Genomic DNA, 22372 nt, shown 5'->3' on the forward strand with positions numbered 1-22372 from the left:
TCAGATTCTAGGACGAAGGCCGTTCTTCGTTAAACGGGCGCTAGAGCGTCACCCTTACACCAACATTTTCGACGCGATCCTGCCTAAATCCACTACCCCTTCTACCGCGCCGACCATCTCGTCATCGTGAGAGACAACGATGATCAGCTGGCTTTGCTTGTTGCGCTTAACATAGGCCGCAAGCTCGGCGCGGCTTACAGCGTCTAACCCAGTCGTGGGCTCGTCGAGTACCAAAACTGACGACTTGCGTGAAATCGCCGACCATAAGTACACTCGGCGCAGCTCACCGCCCGAAAGCGCGGAGCAACGTTTCCCGAGCAACTCCTTCACGCTGTTTTCCAGCGAAAGTAGGCCATCTACACCCCGGTGATAGGAAGAAAAGGGTGTGTCGAAATACTCTAACAGCTCTTTCACCGTTTCGTCCGGCGCGAAGCACGACTGTGGGCAGCACGATATCTCTCTCGCACGCATGTAATCCAAGTCGCATTCTTCGATTGGCACGCCGTTGTATTTTACTTTGCCTTTCGATGAGTATAGCCCGAGCATCAAGTAAAGAAGTGACGTCTTGCCTCTTCCGTTTTCCCCAACTATGCAATATGTACCAGGACCGGAAAACTTGAAAGAAAACCCGCCGAGGACCTCTCGGACAGATCCGTCTGGAAGGGCAACCGAGAATTCCAAATCAGATACCGAAATGTCATTTATTTCATCGAGTTTAGCTAAATCGGTCCGATTCCACCCCGATCTCTCCTTTTCTCTCGTCGCGATAGCCGTCCTATCCCATGATGCTTTGGCATCTTGATAGGATTTGAACAATGACATCATACTTTTCAAAGTCTTAAAGAGAACCGCGAAGTATGTACCGATGATAGTGTACTCGCCTATTGACATAGTTCCGTTAATGATTCGTACTCCGGAAACAACAAGTATCACCGCTTGAAACAACGCTGCGAAAAGACCATCGAGCGATGTCAGAGAATATGATAGCTTTCCGGAGCGCAAAACTTTGGGAAAATAGCTCTTAAACCCAGCGTCGAGCGCTTGTTCGCTCTTGCCGTACGAAGATGTCAGTTGAATGTTGAGAATCTGATTAAGCTGCGATGCAATTGCGGCGTAAAAGGCGCTGTCCGCCTCTTTCTTCTCATACGTGACCCTATACAAAAGTTTCCTCAACCCAGTAATTACACAGAAATACACGATGAGGAGAATGATGGAAAACACCGCGAGAGTTGAATCAATTGACCATATGATAAGCAATACGATGGGAATGGCTACAATGGACAGCGGCGCACTGATAAAATTCGCCAAAACGAAGGATGAGACCACGCTGGAGTCGGAAATAATCCGTTGCGTTGTATAGGCTGGATCGATGGTCCGACTCACCAAGTAATCGTCTCTTTCAAAACGCAAGACGGCCTCCCTGAGAAGATCAAAGGAAAGTCTCGTGGTTATGCGAATGGAAAGTGTTCCTGCAAAATAAGTAAAGAGGGTGGAGAAAACTCCTATTGACGCAACCAGGAGCGCGAAGAGTACGGCGTCTCTTTCGCTGCGGTTACCGAGAAGAAAATCTAAGAATTTCCCGTTCACGTATGGCATGGCATAGGAGAGAGCGGTTCCAATCACCGTGATAGCAATGAAGACGAAAGCCCCTTTTGCTCTGATGAACCTCGAGAGAACGCATCGAATCAAGGAAGGCCCCAATCTACCCGCCACAAAACATCAATCACTGATACCTTACACCTCAACACAACAGGAGCGAAGATTTGCCAATGAGACTGCTTTAAGATTGCCTTGGGCCAATACGATCTCAAGCTCTTCCTACAAGAGAGTCGGAATCGGACATCTCCTCCGACGAACCTGGCAATCGGGCGGTTGAAATATCTTTTTCAACCGCCCGATTGCCACAATAGATTTGAGCATCCGCCCACAAACGTCCGCGTTTTATACCCATCAAATCCTTTGCCTTTTGTCGTCTAGACTAGAAAAATCGCTCGAAATAACGCAACCGGCCTGCTCGCTTGAAGAAACCTAAGCCCGTAACGTAGATGTGCAAACTTCCGAAACGCCTTGCGCGGCATAGTGCGTATAAACTTCGTCAACCGCCTCAGAAATATCTGAGTATCGCGCCGGGTCAAAAGCATACGATGTCGCAGCTATACCCTGCACCCATTCGGAACGCGGATTAATTGAATAGCCACACAGCATCATCATACATGCATCTAGACCTGATTTCCCAAGTATCCGACGTATTGATGAGAGCATCGCGGGTCGCCCCTGCACCATCGTCGTCACCCCTATTAGCAGTATTTACCGTTTTTCTCTAAATGCGTATCGCCACCCTTAAGAATACGAAGTGTTTTATCCAGACCCGATTGTCCTCCATCTCAAACGAAGGGATAAGGAATCTCATCCGGAATCGGCAGTAACGGAGGATTCACAACGACAAGCGAAAAACATGAGTCATCTCTCAGAGGGGAGTAAAGGCTCCCCTCAAGCACCCTAGTTTCGTCATCCAAAGAGTTGATGGCAGTGTTTTTCTTACAAAGGTCGACAACAAAAGGGTTGATTTCTACAGATGTTACATCCATGCCACAGTTGGTAAGTATCAGGCCCTGTATTCTGGGGCCAGAACACAAATCGAGAGCCTTCCGTGCGCTCTGCGGTGTAAGGCGCCAATCTCAGCAAATCTGTCCCACAATACTGCGCTGAAGAACAAGACGGAACCCCTGAGCCAAACTCCCCTATACCTTATTAAGGCTAAGACAGGCAAGTTCACGCACCCGGCATATTCCAGAATAACATCCTATTGTTTTAGATGCTCTACAAGCATGAACAGCCGCGAATCGGAAAGATCTTCTAGTTTCGCCCCGACTGACCGCCAAGGGCCAAAATGGCCCCTCCATCCCCGGGCGACTGGCTCTGGCGCGCCGAGGAGTGTCCCCAAGTGCCGGCAGAAAAGAAACGTCCCTATCTGCCGGCTAGAGAGCACCGAAGAGGATGGCGTAGGTAGTGGATTCGCCGAGCTTGAGCTCGTCGCCGGGATTGAGTTGGGCGGAACGGCCGGGCTCGACCTGAATGCAGACGCGCGTGGCCCCGTTTACCACCACGGTTCCGTTGGTGGACGACAAGTCCTCGACGTGCCAGATATTTTGAGCATCGCACCAGATATGGGCATGGCGGGCCGAGACATCGTCGCCGACGTCGGTAATATCGCCCTCGCCAGTGGCCAGCGCGCCAATCTCAACACCCTGCTCGCTCGGCTGAATCCAGCGCGGGGCGCTCACGACAAAACTGTTTTGTACGCGCAGCAAGCCCAAGGGGTGCGCCGGGGCGGGTTCGCGTTCGCCCGCGGTCATCGACATGCCAAGCGAACGCGGCGTGGATGTTCCTCCGCCACAGGTCGCGTGCGCGTAGTCGATGGCATAGTTCACCGAGGACCGCACATCCGCCGAACAACCGACGGCGACAAACAGCACCAGCACGGCCTCGGCGCGCTCGACGGGCATGAGTTCCGCCGCCTGGGACAGGCGATCGAGCGCGTTGCGATAGAGATTCGTGTCCTGGTGGCACTCTTCGAGCGCGCGTACCATCGGTTCACCTGCAGGACCGCACACCATATTGATCACAGCCGTGGAGTCCATGGGATTGCGCTGGCGCAGGGCCAGTTGCGACATAATACGCGCAGCCGAGGTACCGTATTCGGCAAAGTAGCGATGCTGAAGCGTGCCGACCGGCGCGCGAACGATAAAGCGGGAAACCCAAGAGCGATCGGCGGCTCGGCTCTGCGGGCTGCGGCCGTCGGCGAGCGGACGGGACGAAAGCACCAAGCCGCACAGCTCGATATGGCTCAGATGCGCCGCGCGCTTAAAGATGTCAAACATGGCCCCGCATGGGGTGAGCTCAACTTGAGATGCCATGACCTAGGCCTCCTTAGTCGTAGAAATAGAATCGGACGATACTTCGACAGGTCCGCCAAAAGTACGGGCAGCTGCGGCTCCACCGGCAAGCGGAGTCGCCATCTGGGCTTTTGTGCGTCGCGGTGCCGAAACGGGAAGTTCAAAGGCAAAGCCCATCGCAAGCAAAAACCACGTAAGCGTATAGGTTGCAACCAGAGCGGCAACAAGGCCGCCCATCACGGCGCGTTGGGAAAATACGCTACATGCAGCCACAACCAGCACCGGAACCTCGCAGGCAGAAAGCGCAAGCACACCCTGCAGGAAGCCCGAGCGCCGATCGCGCGCAAGCGCCCCCGCGGCAACGCCGGCTATGCCTGGCAGCGCCAACGCCAGTGCGGCAATAATACCCGGTAGCGACCCAGACCACACGAGCGATCCCAAAGTCGCCGTCACGCGAGCGCCCGACGCCAGCAGCGCGGCCGAAACCACGATCACAGCCCAAACCACGCCACAGACGACCGTCGCGCCGACCATCAGCGCGCGACGAACCGCGCGGCCGGACGCATCCATGGGGCACGGCGTGAGCGGCTCGCCGCGGAGCGAACGACCGACATTTTGTGCATAGTGGTCACAAAACGCCGAGAGCGCCGCCTCGACCGCCGCCGGCTCGGGACGATCTTTTTGATGGCTGGACAGACAGGCCATCACCACGTCGAACAGCTGGGCATCGACAAACGCCAGCGCATCGCGTAGCTCCTCGGAATCCGGCTCAAGCCCCAACTGCTGGGCCTGCTCGGCCGCGGCGAGCGCCACATCGGGCTCACGACGAAGCAGCTGAGTCAAATCGCAACCGGGCGCATGGGCACCAATGGGATAGTCGGGCAGCGTGTCCATCTTGAGACGGTAGGGGCTGGCGATGTCGCGCGTCTTTTTGCGCGAACCCGAGGTGCCCGAAGTGCTCGGCGCAGCTTCGTATGGCGCGACGCCGGCAATGAGCTCGTAAACCGTGCTTGCCGCGGCATAGACGTCGATCGCCGGCGACATACGCAAAGCGCGCAGGTCGGGAATATCGTCGGTGAGCATCTCGGGCGGAGCGTAGGCCACCGTCGCGCGACGCAGCGTGGCATAGCGCTCGGTAAAGGATGCCTTGCCGCCGGTACCGGCCACGGCCGACGCAGGCTCGAGCGCCAGCGACGAGCCAAAGTCGATCAGGCACAGGTCAAAGGTGCCCTCGGCAAGCTGCCGGTCAAGCGGTAAACGCGCCGTACGCACCATAATATTAGCGGGCGAGATATCGCGATGGACAAAGCCCTCCCCCACCAGGCTCATGCGGCAGAGCAGGTCGAACAGGTCGCGCCCCAAGCGCGCCGCCACAAGCGGCGATAGGCGTCCGGCATCGTCCACGGCGAGTCGCGAACGCAAGCGGGCAAGCGTCTCGCCCTCGACCCATTCCATGACAATTGCAGGCACACCGTCGACCTCGCCCCAGCCATAGAGGCGGGGAAAGCCCTTAAGGCCCGAAAGGGCGCGATGGCATTCGTATTCCTCGCGAAACGCCGCCTTGAACTTGGCGACCAGCGCCTCGTGAGCGGCATCGTCGTCGAACTCATCGCGCGTCGGCAAGATGAGCTGCTTGAGTGCCACGGCCTCGCCTTGGGCGTTGACGGCACGCGTCACGCGGCCGATACCGCCATGGCGCATGGTGGCATCGTCGGCAAACAGCATCGTAAAACGACGCAGATAGGTAGGCAGTTCGTCCTGACCGAGCGCAATGGCCGGCTCAAACCCGTCGACACGCGCCAGGCGCAGGCCGACCATGGGATCGCGACCGAGTGATTGTGGTGTGGTGGATACAAGATCGGTCATCATAGGGCAAGCGCCGCCACGTTATTGTTGAAGTTACCGAGCGCGACGTCATCATCGCCGTAATGGCCGACCCATTGACATAGGTTGGTGTAACAGCCCCACAGATTGGCATACTGCTGATACCACTTTGACCGGGGCGAGAATGTCTGACGACCGAACTCGGCTCGAATGACAAACATCTCCCCGACCAGGCTGTCGCACGGCCTGGGATCTCCCGTAGAGTTATAGGTCGAGACCACGTCATTGGCACGAGAAACGTAGCCGTCGAGCATGTTGTACTTGGTCACAAGCCAACTGTGAATGCTCTCTTCCTCAGCAGCGGAAAGGCCACCGGAGTTTGCATCGTTGTCAGTGTTGCCGCCCGTCGAGCCGCCATTTCCAGACCCTCCGGTAGAGGAGCCCGACCCAGAGCCGCCGCTCGAACTCGACGAATTCGAGCCGGAGCCAGAAGTATCCGAGCTACCGGGCTTTCCGGACTGCTGGGCGTCCTGCTCCTTTTGCTGCTCGACCTTATTCACCGTTGCCGCCACGCTATTGTTGGACAACCGATCGATGATCTTGGTGTTGGTGAGCACGATGGTTTTGCCATTGGCAAGCGTGACTTCGTTGTCCGGGGCCTCGGCGCCGTCCGCATCGTCGGTGCCAAACACAATATGCCCGACCACACTTGCCCAAGCATATCCAGTCGTGGTGCCCAGATCGCTTTTGACCTCATGCCCCACGCGCGGTTCGCGTGCGGCATGCGCCTGCATCATGGACGGCACGGTCATGCCATAGGCAGAAACGCCAGCTATGACCAGCACCAGCGAGCACGATAGCAGTGCGTACGCCCGCGGCGCCAAGCCCAGTCGGCGTCGTATGCGCACCGCGGCGCCGCGCTTTGTCTGAGTGCCACCGGGCCGCATGCGTTCTCCTCCAACAAAAACACGCCGCTCGGGAGCGGCGCATTCATTCGAATCCATATTTGAGTGTATCAGCGAACCAAAAAGGTTGCGCAACGAATGGACAAATTAAGGATGCGAGCGGAAGCATCCATGCGATAAGCGGATACGAAGCATCTTTGTTGCACAACAAACTCACAGTCGCACGGGGAAATTATGACTACCCCGTGCGTCGCGAGGAAAACATACGGCAGGAGCAGGCTCGCCACCTAAATCGCGCGGCGGGCCTCGATGGCGCGGCCAAGCGTAAGCTCGTCGGCATACTCCAAGTCGCCGCCCACGGGAAGGCCGCTTGCCAGACGCGACACCTCGACGCCCAACGGCTTGATGGTACGGGCCAGATAGCTCGCCGTGGTCTCGCCCTCAATATTGGGGTTGGTGGCGATGATGACCTCGTGGATGTCCTCGTGGCCCAAGCGTGCCAGCAGCTCTCGAATGTGCAGCTGCTCGGGGCCAATCTTGTCCATGGGACTGATCACGCCGCCCAATACGTGGTAGAGGCCGTGGTAGCTGCCCGTGCGCTCGATCGCCTGGACATCGCGCGGCTCGCCCACCACGCAAATGCGAGTGGTATCGCGCATCGGGTCCTGGCAGATGGAGCACTCGTCGGCCGTGGCGTAGTTAAAGCAGCGGCTGCAAAAGTGGACCTCCTGCTTGACCTCCAGGATGGCCTCGGCCAGGCGGCGCGCCTCCTCGGCGTCGGCCTCCAACAGGTAATAGGCGATGCGCTGGGCCGACTTGGGACCAATGCCCGGCAGACGGCCCAGCTCATCGAGCAGTTTTTGCAGACTGTGGTTGGCACTCATATATATGCGTGTCTTAGAACGGCATGCCCGGGATGTTGAGGCCGCCGGTGATGGCGCCCATCTGCTTGTTGGCGAGCTCGTTGACGCCGCGGACGGCCTCGTTGACGGCAGCCATGATCATATCCTGCAGCATATCGACGTCCTCGGGATCGAGCGCATCGGGATCGATGGTGAGGTTGACGAGCTCCATCTCGCCGTTAACGGTCACCTTGACCATGCCGCCGCCGGCAGAGGCGTCGACGGTCTGGGACTTGAGGTTCTCCTGCGCGGCGGCAAGCTGCTCCTGCATCTTGCGAGCCTGCTTCATCATCTGCTGCATGTTCATACCGGCCATGATGGCTCCTTTACGTGCGGCCGCACGCCGAGCTGCAAGGGCAGCCGGAGCACGGCGGGACTTTCAAACTCAAAAATCGTACCACGGCGCGCGGCGAGAGAGCGGGGCGGACGTGTTACCTCAGTCGATATACATGTCCTCCAATACAAACCGCACTCAAAGATTATGCAAGGTCGAATTATGCAAGGTTGCATAATATCGCACACTCAATCTAGTAGAGCCGAATCCGGCATTTCATGTGCGCCACTAAATAGCTAAATGCCGAACCGCTGCTCGAGGCGGCGCACATGGCGGCAGGGTATAATTTGATTGCCATAGATAGTAATTTGGAGGTGCCCCATGAATGCCCCCAACGCGCTCCAAAACATCCGCTCAAAACACCCCGTTGCATATGTGGTTCTCTATCTCTTTGTCGGCTGGGCATTGCTGGTTGTCATCACCCATGCCATAGCTTTTGGAGCAGAACTGCTGATAGCCAGCTCGGACCAGCCCGTCGTCAAATGGGAGACGACCGATGAGTGCACCGACGGAACCCGAACCGTCTACTACAACAGCCCGTCCCTCTATCAAGAGTTCAAGGTCAAGATAAAGGACTTCAAGATTGTCGATGCCGAGCTAGGCGTTTATTTGGCAATCGGAGCAACCATTAACGCCGAGCAAGTCGAGTACACGGACAGCCATGCGACGTATCGTATCGACCTCAGCATCCTAGGCCGACCGTCACGCACCTGTCTGCTCAAATGCGACATACGCGGCACCACACTACACATGTCCGAAATACAGATGCGCCCGGACAAGGGGTCCTCTTCTTGAGCAGTATACCCGCCTGCGCAGCTACTCCACCGGCTTGAAGATGGTGGCCTGGCCAAAGACGCTGCGGATGAGGGCCTTGGCCTCGTCCTCGGTCTGCGGGATGCTCGGGGCTGCGCCCTGATGGCCGAAGGGACTGCCGGCGCCGGGGTTGGACTCCCAGGGGGCTGCAGGAGCGTCCTCCTCTTTGGGGGCAGTTGCAGCGGGCTTGGGCGCGGACGCCGCACCCGGCACGTCGAACGGGGGCAGATCGTCCCCGCCGGCATCGGCAGCAAAACCACCGACCATAGCATCGTCGTAGGGCACCTGCTCGGATTCCCATGGCGCAGCCTGCGCAGGCGGCTGAGCCATGGGGACGGACGCGCGCTCGGGCGCTCGGGGCGCGGGCTCGGTCGGGAGCTTGCCCGTGGCAGGAGCACCGGCAGGGTTGTCGGAGCGCAGCCAAGGGGCCTTGGCCAGGTCGGATGACTTGGGCGCAGGCGCGGCAGCGGACTTGGGCGCGGGGATCGGAGCAGCCGGTTTGGGCGCAGCGGGTTCAGGCGCCGACGGGGTCGGTGCCGCTACCGGCGCCGCTTTTGGCTGCGTCGCGCTGGCGCTCGAGGATGCAGGGGGCACCGAGGACACGGGTTGCGGGTCCGCAGATGCCGCAGCCCGTGCAGATGGAGAATGCTCCTCATGTTGAGGAGCCGGCGTGCCACCCCCATCCAGGACATAGTCGACGGTACGACGACCGAAGACCGCGCAGACCGTCGGCAGGACCACCGACTGCGTATCGGCGCGACCGAGCATCTTAATGGCAAAAGTCGAACCCGCGGGGAACGAGACCGTGAGCTTGGAGCCGTCGTCGGCCGTGGCGCGAGCGTTGAGCAAAAGCCCTGCGTAGGAGGCCTGACGAGCCTTGACGCGCTCGACGACCTCGGCCCATTTGCGCTGGAGCTCGCCGGCGTCCTCAACCGCGGGGGTCTCGGCAGCACCGGCGGCGGCAACCTGGGCGGCATTGTTGGACTGGGGCTTAGGTGCCGGAGCGGTGGCAGGCGCGGGGGCCGCAACGGGCTGAGGCGTCGGAGTCGGCGCAGGCTGAGGTGCAGGCGCTGCAGGCTTGGAAGCTGACACGGACGCAGAACGGGGCGCAGGCTGAGCCGCCGGAGCGGCAGCACCACGGTCCCAAGGCATACCGCCCTGGCGCGCGGACGTAGCAGCGGGGACAGCGGATGCCGCCGGAGCGGCAGCACGGGCGCCCGAAATGAGCGTCGGCTGCTGGGCAGCAGCGGGTACGGATGCTGCAGGCGCGGCGGCCTGAGCAGCAGCCACGCTCGCCGGAACGGCGGCATTGGCAACCATGGCCTCCAAGCGAGCCACGCGCTCGGCCAATGCCTCAATCGTTAAATCAGCCTCGGGACGCGCCAGACGCGTGCAGGCAATCTCGAGCACCAGGCGCACGTCGCTCGCGCCCCTCATCTCCAGTGCGGCATCGTCGAGCACCGTCAGCACACGGGCCAGGCGGTCGGCAGGATGCTCGCCAAAGGCAGCGGCCTCGGCAGCAAGCGCCTCGGCCTGCTCGGCACCGCCCTCAAACAACTCGGCACGGGCACCGGCAACGCAGGCAACATACACGTCGCGCACGTGCGCCACCAGGTCGCGCGTCAGCTCCAGCAGGTCGTTTCCTTCCTCGACCTGCGCACGGATCAGTCCATAGAGCTCGGCAACATCGCGATCGGCAATGGCGCGGGAAAACTCGCCCAGAATCTGGTCCGAAACCTCGCCCAAAAGCGAGCGGGCGTCGTCCGCATGCACAGAACCGTTGCCAAAGACGCTCAGCTGCTCCAGCGTGGAAAGCGCGTCGCGCATACCGCCCTTGGCATGGCGCGCCACAATGGCGAGTGCCTCGTCGTCGTAATCGAAGCCCTCCTGCTCGCACACGTAAGACAGGCGATGCTCGATATCCTCGTTGCCGATGCGGTGGAAATCGAAGCGCTGGCAGCGTGAGAGAATGGTCTCCAGAATCTTTTGCGGGTCGGTGGTGCACAGCACAAAGATCACGTGTGCCGGCGGCTCCTCAAGCGTCTTGAGCAGCGCGTTGAACGCCGCCGTCGTGAGCATGTGGACCTCGTCGATGATATAAATCTTGTACTTGCCGCGCACCGGGGCAAAGTTGACGGAGTTGATGATTTCCTCGCGCACATTGTCCACGCCCGTGCGGGAGGCGGCATCGAGCTCGTAGACATCGGGGTGGTTACCCTCGGCAATGAGCTCGCACTCCTCGCAAGTACCGTCGGGCATGCAGCCGCTTGCACCCTCGGCGCGCGCCGCCTCGGCATTGCGACACAGCAGCGCCTTGGCCAGAATGCGCGCCATGGTGGTCTTGCCCGTGCCGCGCGGTCCGCAGAACAGGTAGGCGTGGGACAGGCGCCCCTCGGTGATGGCGTGCTCGAGCGTCGAGACGATATGCTGCTGGCCCACCACGGAGTCGAAGGTGAGCGGGCGATACTTTCGGTACAACGATTCCATGGGTGCTCCCCCGGGTATACTGAGTCTTGTTGCCGCGACGGCCATGCGGTCGCACGGCATACTGCATTCATAATAACCCGTACGGCGAGCCCGCCGCGATAGGAGTCCAAAGAGCATGGCAGACGCAGAGAGCAACCTCGTTCCCTCCGAAGCAGCCGACCAGGTCGAGGTCGCGCTCGAGAAGCAGGCCGCGGCCGATGACGGCATCCTGTACCTCAACGAGTACCAGTACGAAAACGACCTGGTCACCGACTTTGCGCGCCTGGTCGCCTCGCCCAGGCGTCGCGGCTCGCTGTATGTCGCCGCGGCAATTGCCGCGCTCATCGGCATCGGCATGTTGGTGGCCGGCGGCAGCTGGATCAAGTTTGGCGTCGTGCTGATCATATTCGGCACCTTTTTGGCCTGGTGGAGCAAAAACCTGCACCACACCCTCGCCCGTGACTTTATCGACGCCGTTGAGGCCGACGAGTCCATGGGTGGCCGCTATCGCCGCGTCGCCGCCAACGAGGATGGCCTGATGGTTTGGGGCAAGAGCGGCAAGTCGCAGTTCTTCCCGTTTGAAAAGCTCGACCACGTGCTCGACGGCGAGCGCATCTTTGTAGCCATGTTCGCCGACCAGGGCGTGACGATCCCTAAGGACACCTTCGTCCGCGGCGATGCCGAGCAGTTCGGTCCCTTCCTCAAGACCCGCATCAACAAAAAACTCCGCATCGAGACCAAACGCAAGAAAATGAAGGCCGAGAAGGCCGCCGCCGAGGCCAAGCAGGGCAACAAGGCCGACAAGCCCCAGGACAACAAGGGCAAGCAGCGCAAGCAGAAGAAGAACAAGAAGAAGCGCTAAGGCCAAGCCAGACAGGCAGCCTCGCATCCCGCTATCCTCCCCATGCACCCGAGCGTGCTACACTAGCAGCATCTATGCCACCGCGAACGGCTCGGCCCCGCGCCCGCCGCTCGCAAACGAACTTTAAACGCACGAGGGTTGGCCATGCCGCTTTTCTCGCAACATACCGCCCGGTTCTCGCCGGACGTTCCTTTGGAGGGCACCAGCTCTCGCGAGCTGCTCAAGCGGTACCAGCCGCTCGAGACACTTGCGACCGGCGGTTTTGGCTCCATCGAGATCTGCCGCGACACGCACCTGCGCCGCCGCGTCGCCATTAAACGCATCCCCCTTATCAACGGTGCCGGCATGCCCGCCAGCGACATCATGGATGTCCTGCGCGAGGCGCACACTGCCGCCATGCTTCAACATCCCAATATCGTGCAGGTCATCGACTTTACGCACGACACAGCCTATGCCTACCTGGTCATGGAATATGTCGATGGCATGTCGCTGGCCGAGTTTTTGCATCGCGTAGACGGCCACTCCCTTACCTTTGACGAGGCCGCGGCCATTGCCGATGCCTTGGGCCAGGCGCTCACCTTCGCCCATAGTAATGGCGTACTCCACCTGGACATTAAGCCCGCCAACGTGCTCATCGACCACTCGGGCAATGTAAAGCTCACCGACTTTGGCATGGCGCGACTGTCGTCTGCCGGTGGCTTTGGCGGCTCACGCGGCGGCACCATCGGCTACATGCCGCCCGAGCAGCTCGATATCGAGACCGGCACGGTCGACGAGCGCGCCGATGTCTTTGCCCTCGCCTGTGTGATCTACGAGGGCCTGTGCGGCAGCGCTCCCTTTATGGCGGCCACGCCCGCCGACTCGCTCGGCCGCATCATCGGCGGCGCCACCTATCCCAGCGAGCTGATACCACACTTCCCCCCGGGAGCCGAGGCCGCGCTCATGAGCGCGCTCTCCCCCATGCCGCAGGACCGCCCCAACAGCATCGAGGCATTTTGCGACCAGCTCCTTGCCGGTCTGGGCAGCGTGCGCGAGGGCCGTCGCAGCCTAGAGCAAATGGTTGGCGAACTTTCGGATGACGAGCAGGAGCTCGACGATATCGAGCCGTCGCACTACGAGGACGACGCCATCGAGGTCGACCCCGCACTCGGCTGGGCGGGCACGCGCTGGAGCCATACGCGCGACTACACCATGCGCACTATCTCGGCGCTAACGTGCGGCACCTTTAGCTTTTTGCTGATGCAAACGGCCGGGGTCGCGGCGCTTCCCGGCCTGGTCATTGCGGCCATCGCGATCGGAGCGGCGGCTGGCCTGGCCCCCCAGATTGGCTCGGCCATCTCGGCTGTGGGCTTTTTGGTGCTCATGGCCAACGCCACCATGCAGGCACAGGGCATCCTGTCGATGCTGCCCGTCGCGGTGATCTTTGCCGCCGCCGTGTCCGGTTGGTGGATCGCCTGGGGTCGCACCGAGACTGCCGCGAGCGCCACGCTCACCTGTGCACTCGCGCTTGGCTGTCTGACCGGCAATACCTTCCTGGCAGCTGGGGTCGCCGCCGGCGTCGCGTCATTTTGGCTCGGCCCGGCAAGCGCCGCCGCGGCAACGGGCATGGGCGCGCTTTTTGCCCGTCTGGCCAGGGTCGCGCTTTCAGCCGGAGGCGTGCTGGGGCTCGGTAACGTTGCCGCAGCGCTGGGAGACCCGCTCCTTTGGGCTGCCTTTGTGCTGGTCGCGGCAACTGCCGCGGCGTCATCTGCGCTGCTCAATGTCCATGCCAAGCGTGCCAATCAGGGCTCAAACCTTGCCGCAATCGCCGCCATCGCTGTCACCGGCATCGGCTGCGCAGCGGCGTCCTGTCTTGCACACCATATGGAAATTGCCAGCCTTGCAGCCGCGGTCATCGCCAAGGCGGCGGTTGCGGGAATCCTATCCTCTATAATCGTTGGGATATGCCTATATTTGCTCGGATACCAAAGAACCTATACGGAGAGTGATCTTTCGTGAACTTCCTGAACATCTTCGAGGACCACGTGGCCGGCATCTTCGGTGCCACCCGTGCCCCGTTCTCCTTTAAGAAGCTTGCCAAGCAGGCCGCTCGCGACATGGAGGATCAGACTCTGGTGATCAACGGCGTCAACACGGCGCCGGCACTCTATACCATCCTTATCGCCGCCGACGACGATCCCATGCTCGCCCCGTTCTACCCCGAGCTTTCGCGCGAAGTCCGCGAGTTTGTGAAGGCACAGGCCGAAAAGCGCCGCTATGTCTTTGTCGGCGAGCCCCTCGTGCGCTTTATGATCGATCCGCAGCTGCGTGCCGGCAAGTTCTCGGTCTTTGCCGAGAACGTCGATGCCCCCACGCTCGGCCGCCTGTACGAAGAAGAGCGCGCCTATCAAAACGGCCTGGGCCAGAACAACTCCGCGGCAAGCCGTGCCGCCAGCGCCCCGCGCGCCGGCCAGCAGCAGTTTGCTGCCCCGCAGCAGCAGCGCCCCGCCGCCATGCCCCAGCAGCAGCCGACGCCTCGCGCCGCCGCTCCCGACCCGCTTGCCGTGGCAGACCCCTTCGCGCCTAGCGTCCCCGACCCCGCCGCAGCACCCATCCCGGTGCCGCAGACCGTCTCGCGCGACGCGCTTGCCGGCATGGGCGGAGCCGCCGCGACCGGTGCCGCCGTGGGCCTAGGCGCCGCAGCCGGCATCGCCTCCAACATGGCGAGCACTCGCGCCCCGCAGCGCCCGCTCGCCCAGCTCGTCGACGTCGTGAGCGGCGAGAGCCATAGCATCACCTCCGCACAGGTAACCATCGGTCGCGAGCGCTCAGTTTCCGACATTGCCCTGCGCGACCCCAACGTGTCGCGCCGCCACGCCCAGCTCACCTTTACGGGCTCGGATTGGTCGATCGAGGACCTCAATTCCACCAACGGCACGCTCGTCAACAACCGCCGCATTACGCGCTGCCCGCTGCGCAACGGCGATCTGCTGACGTTTGGCCTGAGCACCTTTGAATTTAGGGGATAGTCGCTTATGAACATCGATATCGTCCTTTTTGCAGGCCGCATCGTCCTGGTCGCCCTGCTCTATATCTTCCTGTTCGCCGTCATGAAGACCGGCGTGGGACTTGTGCGCGGGCAGCGCCGCGACTCGGCTATCTGGACGATTGATGTGGACAAGGGTCCGCGCGGTATCCGCGGCATCCACGTAGACATGCTCGGCCCCGTCATCGTCGGTCGCTCGCCATCTTCGGACATCTGCATCAACGAACCGTTCGTCTCGGCCTCGCATGCGCGCTTTTCGCTGCAGGGCCCGGCGCTCATCATCGAGGACCTCAACTCGCTTAACGGCACGCTCGTCAACGGCCGCCAGCTCGTGGAGCCCGCGACGCTGCGTGAGGGCGACGAAGTCCAGATTGGCGACGTGGTCATGAAGGTGAACCGTCGATGATCGACGAGGAGAACAAGTCCGCAACTATGACCGAGGCACCGGCTGCCGCCGCAGCTGCGCCGGCCCACGCCGCTCCGGCGGGCTCCGCACCCGTGGAACCCGAGGACACCGTGTTCTCCCTGTCTCTTTCGCATGTAACGCATGATATTTCGGATCTCGCCGATAACGAGGACGAAGAGGATGCCGTAGCGGCGCCCATCGGCGCACATGCTGCGGAACAGCCCACAGCGCCCGAAGCAACCCCGGCGCCGGCTCACTTTGCAGAACCCGTCGCCGCGGCAATCAACGAGAGCGCTGCGGTGTTTGCAGCGCCCGAGCCCGCCGCGCCGGCGTTTCCCATAGCCCCGGCATCCGAGGTTGCGCCCGAGGCAGGGCCATCCCCCGAGGACGGCCCTGCACCCAAGGCCCCACAGTCTGCGCCCGCAAACGAGTCCGATGCCGTGGCCGAGCCCGCCGCCCAGTCGCAAAGCACGCCCGCGCTGTCGCACTTTGCGACGCCCGAGCCTATAGACGTCAGCCCGCAAGACGACGAGTCGACCGCCCGCGTGTCCGAGGAGCCCGGCTCCCCGGACAACGGCGATTCCGAATCAAACGCCGAGACCGACACCGTCTCTCCCGGTGACACAGCAGAGATCGACGTTGCCGCCGTTGAGGCCAAGCTCAAAGACCCCGGGTCGACCATGAGCTTTGAGCCCCTGACCGAGGAACGCATCGAGACCGACTCGACCTATGATGCCGGCACCACCACGCAACTCATGTGGGGCGCCCGCTCCGACGTTGGCTGCGTGCGCCCGCACAATGAGGATTCCTACCTAGTGCAGTCGCCGCTCTTTTGCGTATGCGACGGCATGGGCGGTCACGCCGCCGGCGAGGTAGCCTCTTCCATCGCCGTCGAGACTATTGCCAAGACGGCCCCACAGTCCGCCGACGCAGCACGCCTGGCCGCAGCCGTCGAGGCAGCCAACGCCGCCGTAATCGAGGCGGCCCTGAATGGCCTGGGCAAGCCCGGCATGGGCTGCACAGCCACTTGCGCCTATATCGAAAACGACACGCTCGCCATCGCCCACGTGGGTGACTCTCGCGCCTACCTGCTCCACGAGGGCACGCTCATCCGCGTGACCCGCGACCACTCCTACGTGGAGGAGCTCGTGGACGCCGGCGAGATCACGGCAGACGAGGCTCGCGTCCACCCCAACCGTTCGGTCATCACCCGCGCGCTGGGCTCGGACCCCGCCATGTATGCCGACCACTTCACTCTGCATATCGAGGAAGGCGACCGCCTGATCCTGTGCTCCGACGGACTTTCGAGCATGATTCCCGATAGCGATATCGAGAACATCGCCACGCAGTCCTCAACCGCGCAAATCTGCGTCGACAACCTAGTGGACGCGGCGCTTGCCGCCGGCGGCCACGACAACGTGACCGTAGTAGTCGTTGACCTGGTTGACGATGGCGTTATGCGCGAGGCGCAGCGCGTGCGTCGCCGCAACATTACTATCGCCGCCATTCTGGCCCTCGTCTTTGTGCTGGCAGCTGGCATCTGGGCCTACACGGGTGTCACCGGCTCGTACTACCTGGGTACCTACCAGGGCAATGTCGCCGTCTGGCGCGGCCTGCCCGGCAAGCCGCTCGGACTCAAGCTCCACTGGCTCGAAAGCGAAACCAGCATCAAGCTGTCCGACCTGCCCGAAGACACGCAAAACCGCCTCAAGGCGGGCATTCCGCAAACAAGTGTCGACGATGCGCAGGACACGATATCCAAGTACCGCCACCAGATCGACGAGGAGCAGACCCGCCAGGTGATCGACGCGCAAACGATTCGCGACAACACCAATCAGGGATCGACCTCCGAATCAGATTCCGAGAAAACCGCCGAACAGTCCGCCGAGGCCGAAGCCTCCGATAAGAATTAGAAAGGGAGTGCCACTTATGAGTCGCCGCAACACCGAGCTGCTCTTGCTCATCGCCTCGGCGTTCCCCGTCATCCTGCTGTATGCGATGTACGTGCTCACCGCGGGCGCTGCCATCTCCTTTGAGACGCTCGCCGTACCGATCGGCCTCTTTGCCGCCTTTGCCGCGGCCCACATTGCCGTGCGCATCTTGGCGCCCGGTGCCGACCCCGCCATCCTACCCATCGTATTTATACTTTCGGGCATCGGCATCACGTTCGTGACGCGTCTCGCCCCCGCTCTCGCCATCTCACAGCTCATCATCCTGTTTGTCTCGGTGGCGCTCATGGTGGGAACGCTTGCACTAGTCAAAAACCTCGACGTGGTCATGCGCTACAAGTACACCTTTGGCATCATCGGCATCATTCTGCTGATGCTGCCTATCTTTATCGGCACCACGATCTCGGGCTCCAAGCTGTGGATTCGCATCGCGGGCTTTACCATCCAGCCCGGCGAGTTCGCCAAGGTCTTTATCGTGCTGTTCCTGGCCGGGTACCTGGCCGAGAACCGCGAGCTGCTCTCCATCTCCAACCGCAAGATCCTGGGCTTTAAGATCCCTCGCCTGCGACTGCTGCTGCCGCTGTTTGCCGTGTGGGGTGTGTGCCTGCTCGTCGTCGTCTTCGAACGCGACCTGGGTTCGGCCGTGCTGTTCTACACCATCTTCTTGCTGATGCTCTACGTTGCCACGGGGCGCTTTTCGTATGTCGTTATCGGCCTTGCGCTCTTAGCTGTTGGAGCCGTGGGCGCCTACAAGTTCCTGTCGCACGTTCAGGTGCGCTTCCAGGTTTGGGTCGATCCGTTTAAGGACGCCCAAGGCCAGGGCTACCAGATCGTCCAGTCGCTCTTCTCGCTTGCCGATGGCGGCCTGGTCGGTGTTGGCATCGGCAACGGCATGGCCAACAACATCCCTGTCGTCGAGTCCGACTTTATCTTCTCGGCCATCGGCGAGGAGATGGGTCTTTTGGGCGGCGGCGCCGTACTCATCCTGTTTATGCTCTTTGCCGTTCGCGGCCTGACCACAGCTGCCCGCGCAAAGTCCGACCTTGCCGCCTTTAGCGCCACCGGTCTTACGGCAGCCATCAGCTTCCAGGCCTTCTTGATCGTGGGCGGCGTAACCCGCCTGATCCCGCTGACCGGCGTCACCCTGCCCTTTATGAGCCAGGGCGGCTCCTCGCTGCTGGCAAGCTTTATCATCGTCGCGCTCCTGCTACGTGCCGGTGACGAGGCGACCGGACGCGAGGCGGAGCTTACCGGCACCGGCACCATGGCCGCCATCACCGATGATCAGGTCGCATCTGCCGCCGCCCCGACGGGCACGCGCTTTGCCACCTCGTCTTCCTACGGCAGTGGCAGCCATTCCGTCGGCTCACGCATGCGTCGTCGCCTGCTCGACACACCTGAATCCGGTGTGCTCGGCCGCGTGGCGCTCGCCAACCGTCTAACCCGTGCGGTGCTCGCCTTTACGGCGCTGTTCGCCATCCTTATCGGCAACCTCACCTATGTCCAGGTCATTAAGGCCAAGGACTATCAGGACATGCCGACCAACAACCACACCATCGCCCGCTCCAAGTACATCCAGCGCGGCTCCATCATCACGTCCGACGGCGTGACGCTGGCCGAGTCGCTGCAGCAGGAGGACGGCACCTACGTACGCTCCTACCCCAACGGTAACCTGGCAGCGCACGTGGTTGGCTACGTGAGCCAGCAGTATGGCACCACCGCCATCGAGAGCGTCATGAACGACACGCTCACCGGTTCTAAGGACTACTCCAGCTGGAACAACGCCATCGCGTCGCTCGCGGGCCAGACCCAGCCGGGCAACACCGCCAAGCTCACCATCGACTCGCGTATCCAGACGGCGGCCGAGCAGGCGCTCAAGGGCTTTAAGGGCGCTGTAGTGGTCATCGACCCGCGTACCGGCGCGGTGCTCGCATGTGCCAGCTCGCCCACCTACGACAACACCAACATCGATGCCCTGCTGCAGACGGGCGGCGGCGAGGACGGCTCCATGTACAATCGCGCCATGGACGCGCTGTACACGCCGGGCTCAACGTTTAAGGTCGTTACACTTTCCGCGGCACTCGAGACCGGTACCGCCAGCCTTACCAGCACCTACCAGGCGCCCGGCTCCATGGACATCGGCAACGCACCGGTCACCAACGATGCCAACGAGAGCTACGGCACCATCAGCCTGCAGCAGGCCTTTGCCGTGTCCTCCAACGTCGTCTTCGGCCAGGTGGCAAACGAAGTTGGTGCAAACACGCTCGTGCAGTTTGCCAACGCCTTTGGCTACGGCCAAAAGCTCGGCCAGGACCTGACCTCCGCGGCCTCCATCATGGCCGACCCGTCGCTCATGACCGAGTGGGAGACCGCCTGGGCCGGCGCCGGCCAGCCTGTCGGCATGGACCACACGCCCGGCCCGCAGACCACCGTCATGCAAAACGCCGTGATTGCCGCCGCCATCGCTAACAGCGGCGTGGTCATGGACCCGTACTTTGTAGCCCAGGTACTTGCCCCGGACGGAACCGTGGTCAAGACCACGCAGTCCCGCTCGCTGGGTCAGGCCGTCAGCTCCGCCACGGCCGACCAGGTCAAGCAGGCCATGCTTGCCGTCGTCCAGTCCGGCACCGGCACCGATGCCCAAATCCCCGGCGTCAAGGTCGCCGGCAAGACCGGCTCGGCCGAGACTGGCGGCACCAACGTCAACTCGATGTTCGTTGGCTTTGCGCCTTACGATTCACCCACGGTCGCCATCTCAGTGGCCTTGGAGGATTACGACAAGCATGACGTCAAGGCCGCCAAGATCGCCGGTATCGTCCTGACCGCGGCGCTTGCCGCACAGGGAGCGTGATGCCCATGATCGAATCGGACACCCGAGGCGCGCCGCGGCCTAAGGGTTAGCGGCAACGCGTCACACGGCCCCAGCGGCCACATCGTAGGTACTACACACATCGTTGAGCGAATAGTTATGTTAGGAGCAGGAATGGAACAGAGGGTCCTCGGGGGAAGATACCTCCTCAAGGATAAGGTGGGAACAGGCGGCATGGCGACCGTCTACCGTGCACAGGACCAGGTTCTCGACCGCACGGTAGCCGTCAAGATCATGCTGCCGCAGTATGCTGGCGACGCGACCTTCGCCGCACGCTTTAAGCAGGAGGCCCAGGCAGCAGCCGGTCTCTCCTCCCCTTATATCGTGGGCGTCTACGATTGGGGCAAGGACGGCGACACCTATTACATCGTCATGGAGTACCTGCGCGGTACCGACCTTAAGAGCGGCATCAAGAGCCACGGCGCCCTCGACCCCAAGAAGGTCGCCCAGATCGGCTCGCAGATCAGCTCCGCGCTTTCGGTCGCCCACAAGCACGAGATCATCCACCGCGACATTAAGCCGCAGAACATCATGGTGCTGCCCGACGGCAACATCAAGGTGATGGACTTTGGCATCGCGCGCGCCAAGAACAGCCACCTCACGCAAGACAACAACGTGCTGGGAACCGCCCACTACGTCAGCCCCGAGCAGACCCGTGGTCAGGACCTCGGCCCCACCTCGGATATCTACTCGCTGGGCGTCGTGATGTATGAGTGCGCCACCGGCCGCGTTCCCTTTGACGGTGACGACGCTATCTCGGTCGCACTCAAGCAGGTCAACGAGCTGCCTATTCCGCCGAGCCAGATCAACTCCGGTGTCGACGCCGACCTTGAGCGCATCATACTCAAGTGCATGGAGAAGGACCCCGCAAACCGCTTCCAGACCGCCGACGAGCTGCGTCAGGTGCTCAACAGCTACCTGTCGGGCCGTGCCGTCAACGTCTCGGAGCCCACGCGCATCATCGGTGCCCTCGGTGAGCTGGGCGCCACCAAGACTCGCGAGCTTTCCGATCAGACGCGCGCCATGGTGCGTCCCGTCTCGGGCGTGAGCGGCCAAAATACCGCCCGCAGCTCGGTTTCGGGCTCCACCGGCTCCTACGAGGTCGAAAAGCCCAAATCCAACAAGAACAAGATCATCGCCGCCGTGGTGGCAGCCGTTGCCGTCATCGGCATCGTGGTGGCCTTTGCCACAGGACTCTTTGGCGGCGAGCAGGTCACCGTGCCCGATGTGCTGGGCAAGGACCAGCAGACTGCCGTCGAGCTGATCAAGGAAGCCGGCCTCGAGGTCGGCACCATCGACCAAAGCTACAACGACGATGTCGACGAGGGCAAGGTCGCCGAGCAGACGCCCAACGGCAACACCAAGAAGGCCAAGGGCACCAAGGTGAACCTGGTAATCTCCAAGGGCCCCAAGCCCTCCGAAAAGGTTGAGGTTCCCAAACTTGTCGGCCTGACCAAGGACCAAGCAGAAGCCGCACTGGCAAGCGTTGGCCTGAAGGGCAACGCCTCCGAGGAGGCCAACGAGGCTGATGAGGGCCAGGTCTTTGAGCAGGGCACCGAAGCCGGTAAGGAAGTCGCGAAGGGCACGACCATCTCGTACAAGGTCTCGAGCGGCCCGGATACCACGTCCGTCCCCGACCTGACCGACATGACCGAGGCCCAGGCGCGCAACGCCCTCGATATGGCAGGCTTTGGTGTCGACGTGAGCTACCAGGAGAACGACTCGGTTACCGAGGGCACCGTGATCAGCTGGAACCCCAGCGGCAAGCAGAAGCCCGGCGCCACGATTACCGTCGTCATCGCCAAGAAGTCCGGCAAGGCCACCGTCCCGGGCAACCTGTACGGCAAGAGCATTTCCGCCGCCGTTACCGCGCTCAACAACGCCGGTTTCTATAACATTGGCTTCTGTGACCAGAACGGCAATCCCGTAAGCGGTAACGAGGATGCCACCGTTACGGGCGTCTCCCCCACTGGAAAGCAGTCCACCGACAGCACGATTACGCTGACGGTCGCACTTTCTGGTTCGGGCTCGGGCTCGGGCTCGGGCACGAGCACGGGCGACGATTCCGGTACGACCAACTAGTCGCCACCCCACCGCTCATCGCGGCTTTCGCCGCAAACA

General features: G+C 61.6%; 15 protein-coding genes and 1 pseudogene. 8 read left to right on the forward strand and 8 right to left on the reverse strand.

Going from position 1 to position 22372, the window contains the following annotated elements:
• Positions 1-54: 54 nt before the first annotated feature.
• The 7 genes and pseudogenes from GPK42_RS06600 to GPK42_RS06630 form a co-directional block, all read right to left on the reverse strand.
• A complete protein-coding gene (locus GPK42_RS06600) occupies positions 55-1689 on the reverse strand; it encodes an ATP-binding cassette domain-containing protein (RefSeq protein WP_215694381.1) in 1635 nt (544 codons plus the stop codon).
• 695 nt (positions 1690-2384) lie between these two features.
• Positions 2385-2654, reverse strand: a pseudogene (locus tag GPK42_RS10225) (methyltransferase); the annotation flags it as partial.
• A 324-nt stretch (positions 2655-2978) separates the two neighbouring features.
• Positions 2979-3917, reverse strand: a complete 939-nt coding sequence (locus GPK42_RS06610; RefSeq protein WP_215694383.1) for an FHA domain-containing protein — start codon at positions 3915-3917, stop codon at positions 2979-2981.
• Positions 3918-3920: 3 nt separating this feature from the next.
• Positions 3921-5765 carry a serine/threonine protein kinase gene (locus tag GPK42_RS06615; RefSeq protein ID WP_215694385.1) on the reverse strand — a complete coding sequence of 615 codons (1845 nt, stop codon included), beginning with the start codon at positions 5763-5765 and terminating at the stop codon, positions 3921-3923.
• Positions 5762-6667, reverse strand: a complete 906-nt coding sequence (locus GPK42_RS06620) for a hypothetical protein (protein ID WP_215694387.1) — start codon at positions 6665-6667, stop codon at positions 5762-5764. The genes GPK42_RS06615 and GPK42_RS06620 overlap by 4 nt, the downstream gene beginning before the upstream one ends.
• A gap of 245 nt (positions 6668-6912) precedes the next feature.
• Positions 6913-7509 carry a recombination mediator RecR gene (gene recR, locus GPK42_RS06625; protein ID WP_006235173.1) on the reverse strand — a complete coding sequence of 199 codons (597 nt, stop codon included), beginning with the start codon at positions 7507-7509 and terminating at the stop codon, positions 6913-6915.
• A gap of 13 nt (positions 7510-7522) precedes the next feature.
• The gene (locus GPK42_RS06630; protein ID WP_006235174.1) at positions 7523-7843 is read right to left on the reverse strand and encodes a YbaB/EbfC family nucleoid-associated protein; all 321 of its coding nucleotides are present in this window, start codon (positions 7841-7843) and stop codon (positions 7523-7525) included.
• 339 nt (positions 7844-8182) lie between these two features.
• Here GPK42_RS06630 and GPK42_RS06635 point away from each other — a divergent pair, with 339 nt between their 5' ends.
• Entirely contained in the window at positions 8183-8656 is a 474-nt protein-coding gene (locus tag GPK42_RS06635; protein ID WP_006235175.1) for a hypothetical protein, read from the forward strand.
• 21 nt (positions 8657-8677) lie between these two features.
• Here the strand turns inward: GPK42_RS06635 and dnaX are convergent, their stop codons facing one another.
• Positions 8678-11161, reverse strand: coding sequence for a DNA polymerase III subunit gamma/tau (gene dnaX / locus GPK42_RS06640; RefSeq protein ID WP_215694388.1), 2484 nt, complete (start codon positions 11159-11161; stop codon positions 8678-8680).
• A 115-nt stretch (positions 11162-11276) separates the two neighbouring features.
• Between dnaX and GPK42_RS06645 the strand changes: the two genes are divergently transcribed.
• The 7 genes from GPK42_RS06645 to pknB all read left to right on the forward strand — a co-directional run bounded on the left by GPK42_RS06645 (position 11277) and on the right by pknB (position 22333).
• Positions 11277-12002 carry a hypothetical protein gene (locus GPK42_RS06645; RefSeq protein WP_215694390.1) on the forward strand — a complete coding sequence of 242 codons (726 nt, stop codon included), beginning with the start codon at positions 11277-11279 and terminating at the stop codon, positions 12000-12002.
• 144 nt (positions 12003-12146) lie between these two features.
• Positions 12147-14000 (forward strand): serine/threonine-protein kinase, encoded by a 1854-nt coding sequence (locus GPK42_RS06650; protein ID WP_215694393.1) that lies wholly within the window; start codon positions 12147-12149, stop codon positions 13998-14000.
• Positions 13997-15010, forward strand: a complete 1014-nt coding sequence (locus GPK42_RS06655; RefSeq protein ID WP_035136732.1) for an FhaA domain-containing protein — start codon at positions 13997-13999, stop codon at positions 15008-15010. Before GPK42_RS06650 ends, GPK42_RS06655 begins: the two co-directional genes overlap by 4 nt.
• 6 nt (positions 15011-15016) lie before the next feature.
• On the forward strand, positions 15017-15433 hold the full coding sequence (locus GPK42_RS06660; RefSeq protein WP_006235180.1) for an FHA domain-containing protein: 417 nt from the start codon (positions 15017-15019) through the stop codon (positions 15431-15433).
• Positions 15430-17346, forward strand: coding sequence for a Stp1/IreP family PP2C-type Ser/Thr phosphatase (locus GPK42_RS06665; RefSeq protein WP_215694395.1), 1917 nt, complete (start codon positions 15430-15432; stop codon positions 17344-17346). Before GPK42_RS06660 ends, GPK42_RS06665 begins: the two co-directional genes overlap by 4 nt.
• A 16-nt stretch (positions 17347-17362) precedes the next feature.
• Positions 17363-20233, forward strand: a complete 2871-nt coding sequence (locus GPK42_RS06670) for an FtsW/RodA/SpoVE family cell cycle protein (protein WP_215694396.1) — start codon at positions 17363-17365, stop codon at positions 20231-20233.
• Positions 20234-20365: 132 nt separating this feature from the next.
• Complete coding sequence (pknB, locus tag GPK42_RS06675) at positions 20366-22333, forward strand: Stk1 family PASTA domain-containing Ser/Thr kinase (protein WP_215694398.1); 1968 nt, start codon at positions 20366-20368, stop codon at positions 22331-22333.
• Positions 22334-22372: the final 39 nt, after the last annotated feature.

It is taken from the genome of Collinsella aerofaciens (genome assembly GCF_018785265.1).
In the GTDB taxonomy this organism is placed as follows: Bacteria; Actinomycetota; Coriobacteriia; order Coriobacteriales; family Coriobacteriaceae; genus Collinsella; species Collinsella aerofaciens_AI.

What these genes read in the sequence shown, in the direction of transcription:
- GPK42_RS06610 (WP_215694383.1), bottom strand. Translation starts at nt 3,917, where the DNA reads ATGGCATCTCAAGTTGAGCTCACCCCATGCGGGGCCATGTTTGACATC.
- GPK42_RS06615 (WP_215694385.1), bottom strand. Translation starts at nt 5,765, where the DNA reads ATGATGACCGATCTTGTATCCACCACACCACAATCACTCGGTCGCGAT.
- GPK42_RS06620 (WP_215694387.1), bottom strand. Translation starts at nt 6,667, where the DNA reads ATGCGGCCCGGTGGCACTCAGACAAAGCGCGGCGCCGCGGTGCGCATA.
- recR (WP_006235173.1), bottom strand. Translation starts at nt 7,509, where the DNA reads ATGAGTGCCAACCACAGTCTGCAAAAACTGCTCGATGAGCTGGGCCGT.
- GPK42_RS06630 (WP_006235174.1), bottom strand. Translation starts at nt 7,843, where the DNA reads ATGGCCGGTATGAACATGCAGCAGATGATGAAGCAGGCTCGCAAGATG.
- GPK42_RS06635 (WP_006235175.1), top strand. Translation starts at nt 8,183, where the DNA reads ATGAATGCCCCCAACGCGCTCCAAAACATCCGCTCAAAACACCCCGTT.
- dnaX (WP_215694388.1), bottom strand. Translation starts at nt 11,161, where the DNA reads ATGGAATCGTTGTACCGAAAGTATCGCCCGCTCACCTTCGACTCCGTG.
- GPK42_RS06645 (WP_215694390.1), top strand. Translation starts at nt 11,277, where the DNA reads ATGGCAGACGCAGAGAGCAACCTCGTTCCCTCCGAAGCAGCCGACCAG.
- GPK42_RS06650 (WP_215694393.1), top strand. Translation starts at nt 12,147, where the DNA reads ATGCCGCTTTTCTCGCAACATACCGCCCGGTTCTCGCCGGACGTTCCT.
- GPK42_RS06660 (WP_006235180.1), top strand. Translation starts at nt 15,017, where the DNA reads ATGAACATCGATATCGTCCTTTTTGCAGGCCGCATCGTCCTGGTCGCC.
- GPK42_RS06665 (WP_215694395.1), top strand. Translation starts at nt 15,430, where the DNA reads ATGATCGACGAGGAGAACAAGTCCGCAACTATGACCGAGGCACCGGCT.
- GPK42_RS06670 (WP_215694396.1), top strand. Translation starts at nt 17,363, where the DNA reads ATGAGTCGCCGCAACACCGAGCTGCTCTTGCTCATCGCCTCGGCGTTC.
- pknB (WP_215694398.1), top strand. Translation starts at nt 20,366, where the DNA reads ATGGAACAGAGGGTCCTCGGGGGAAGATACCTCCTCAAGGATAAGGTG.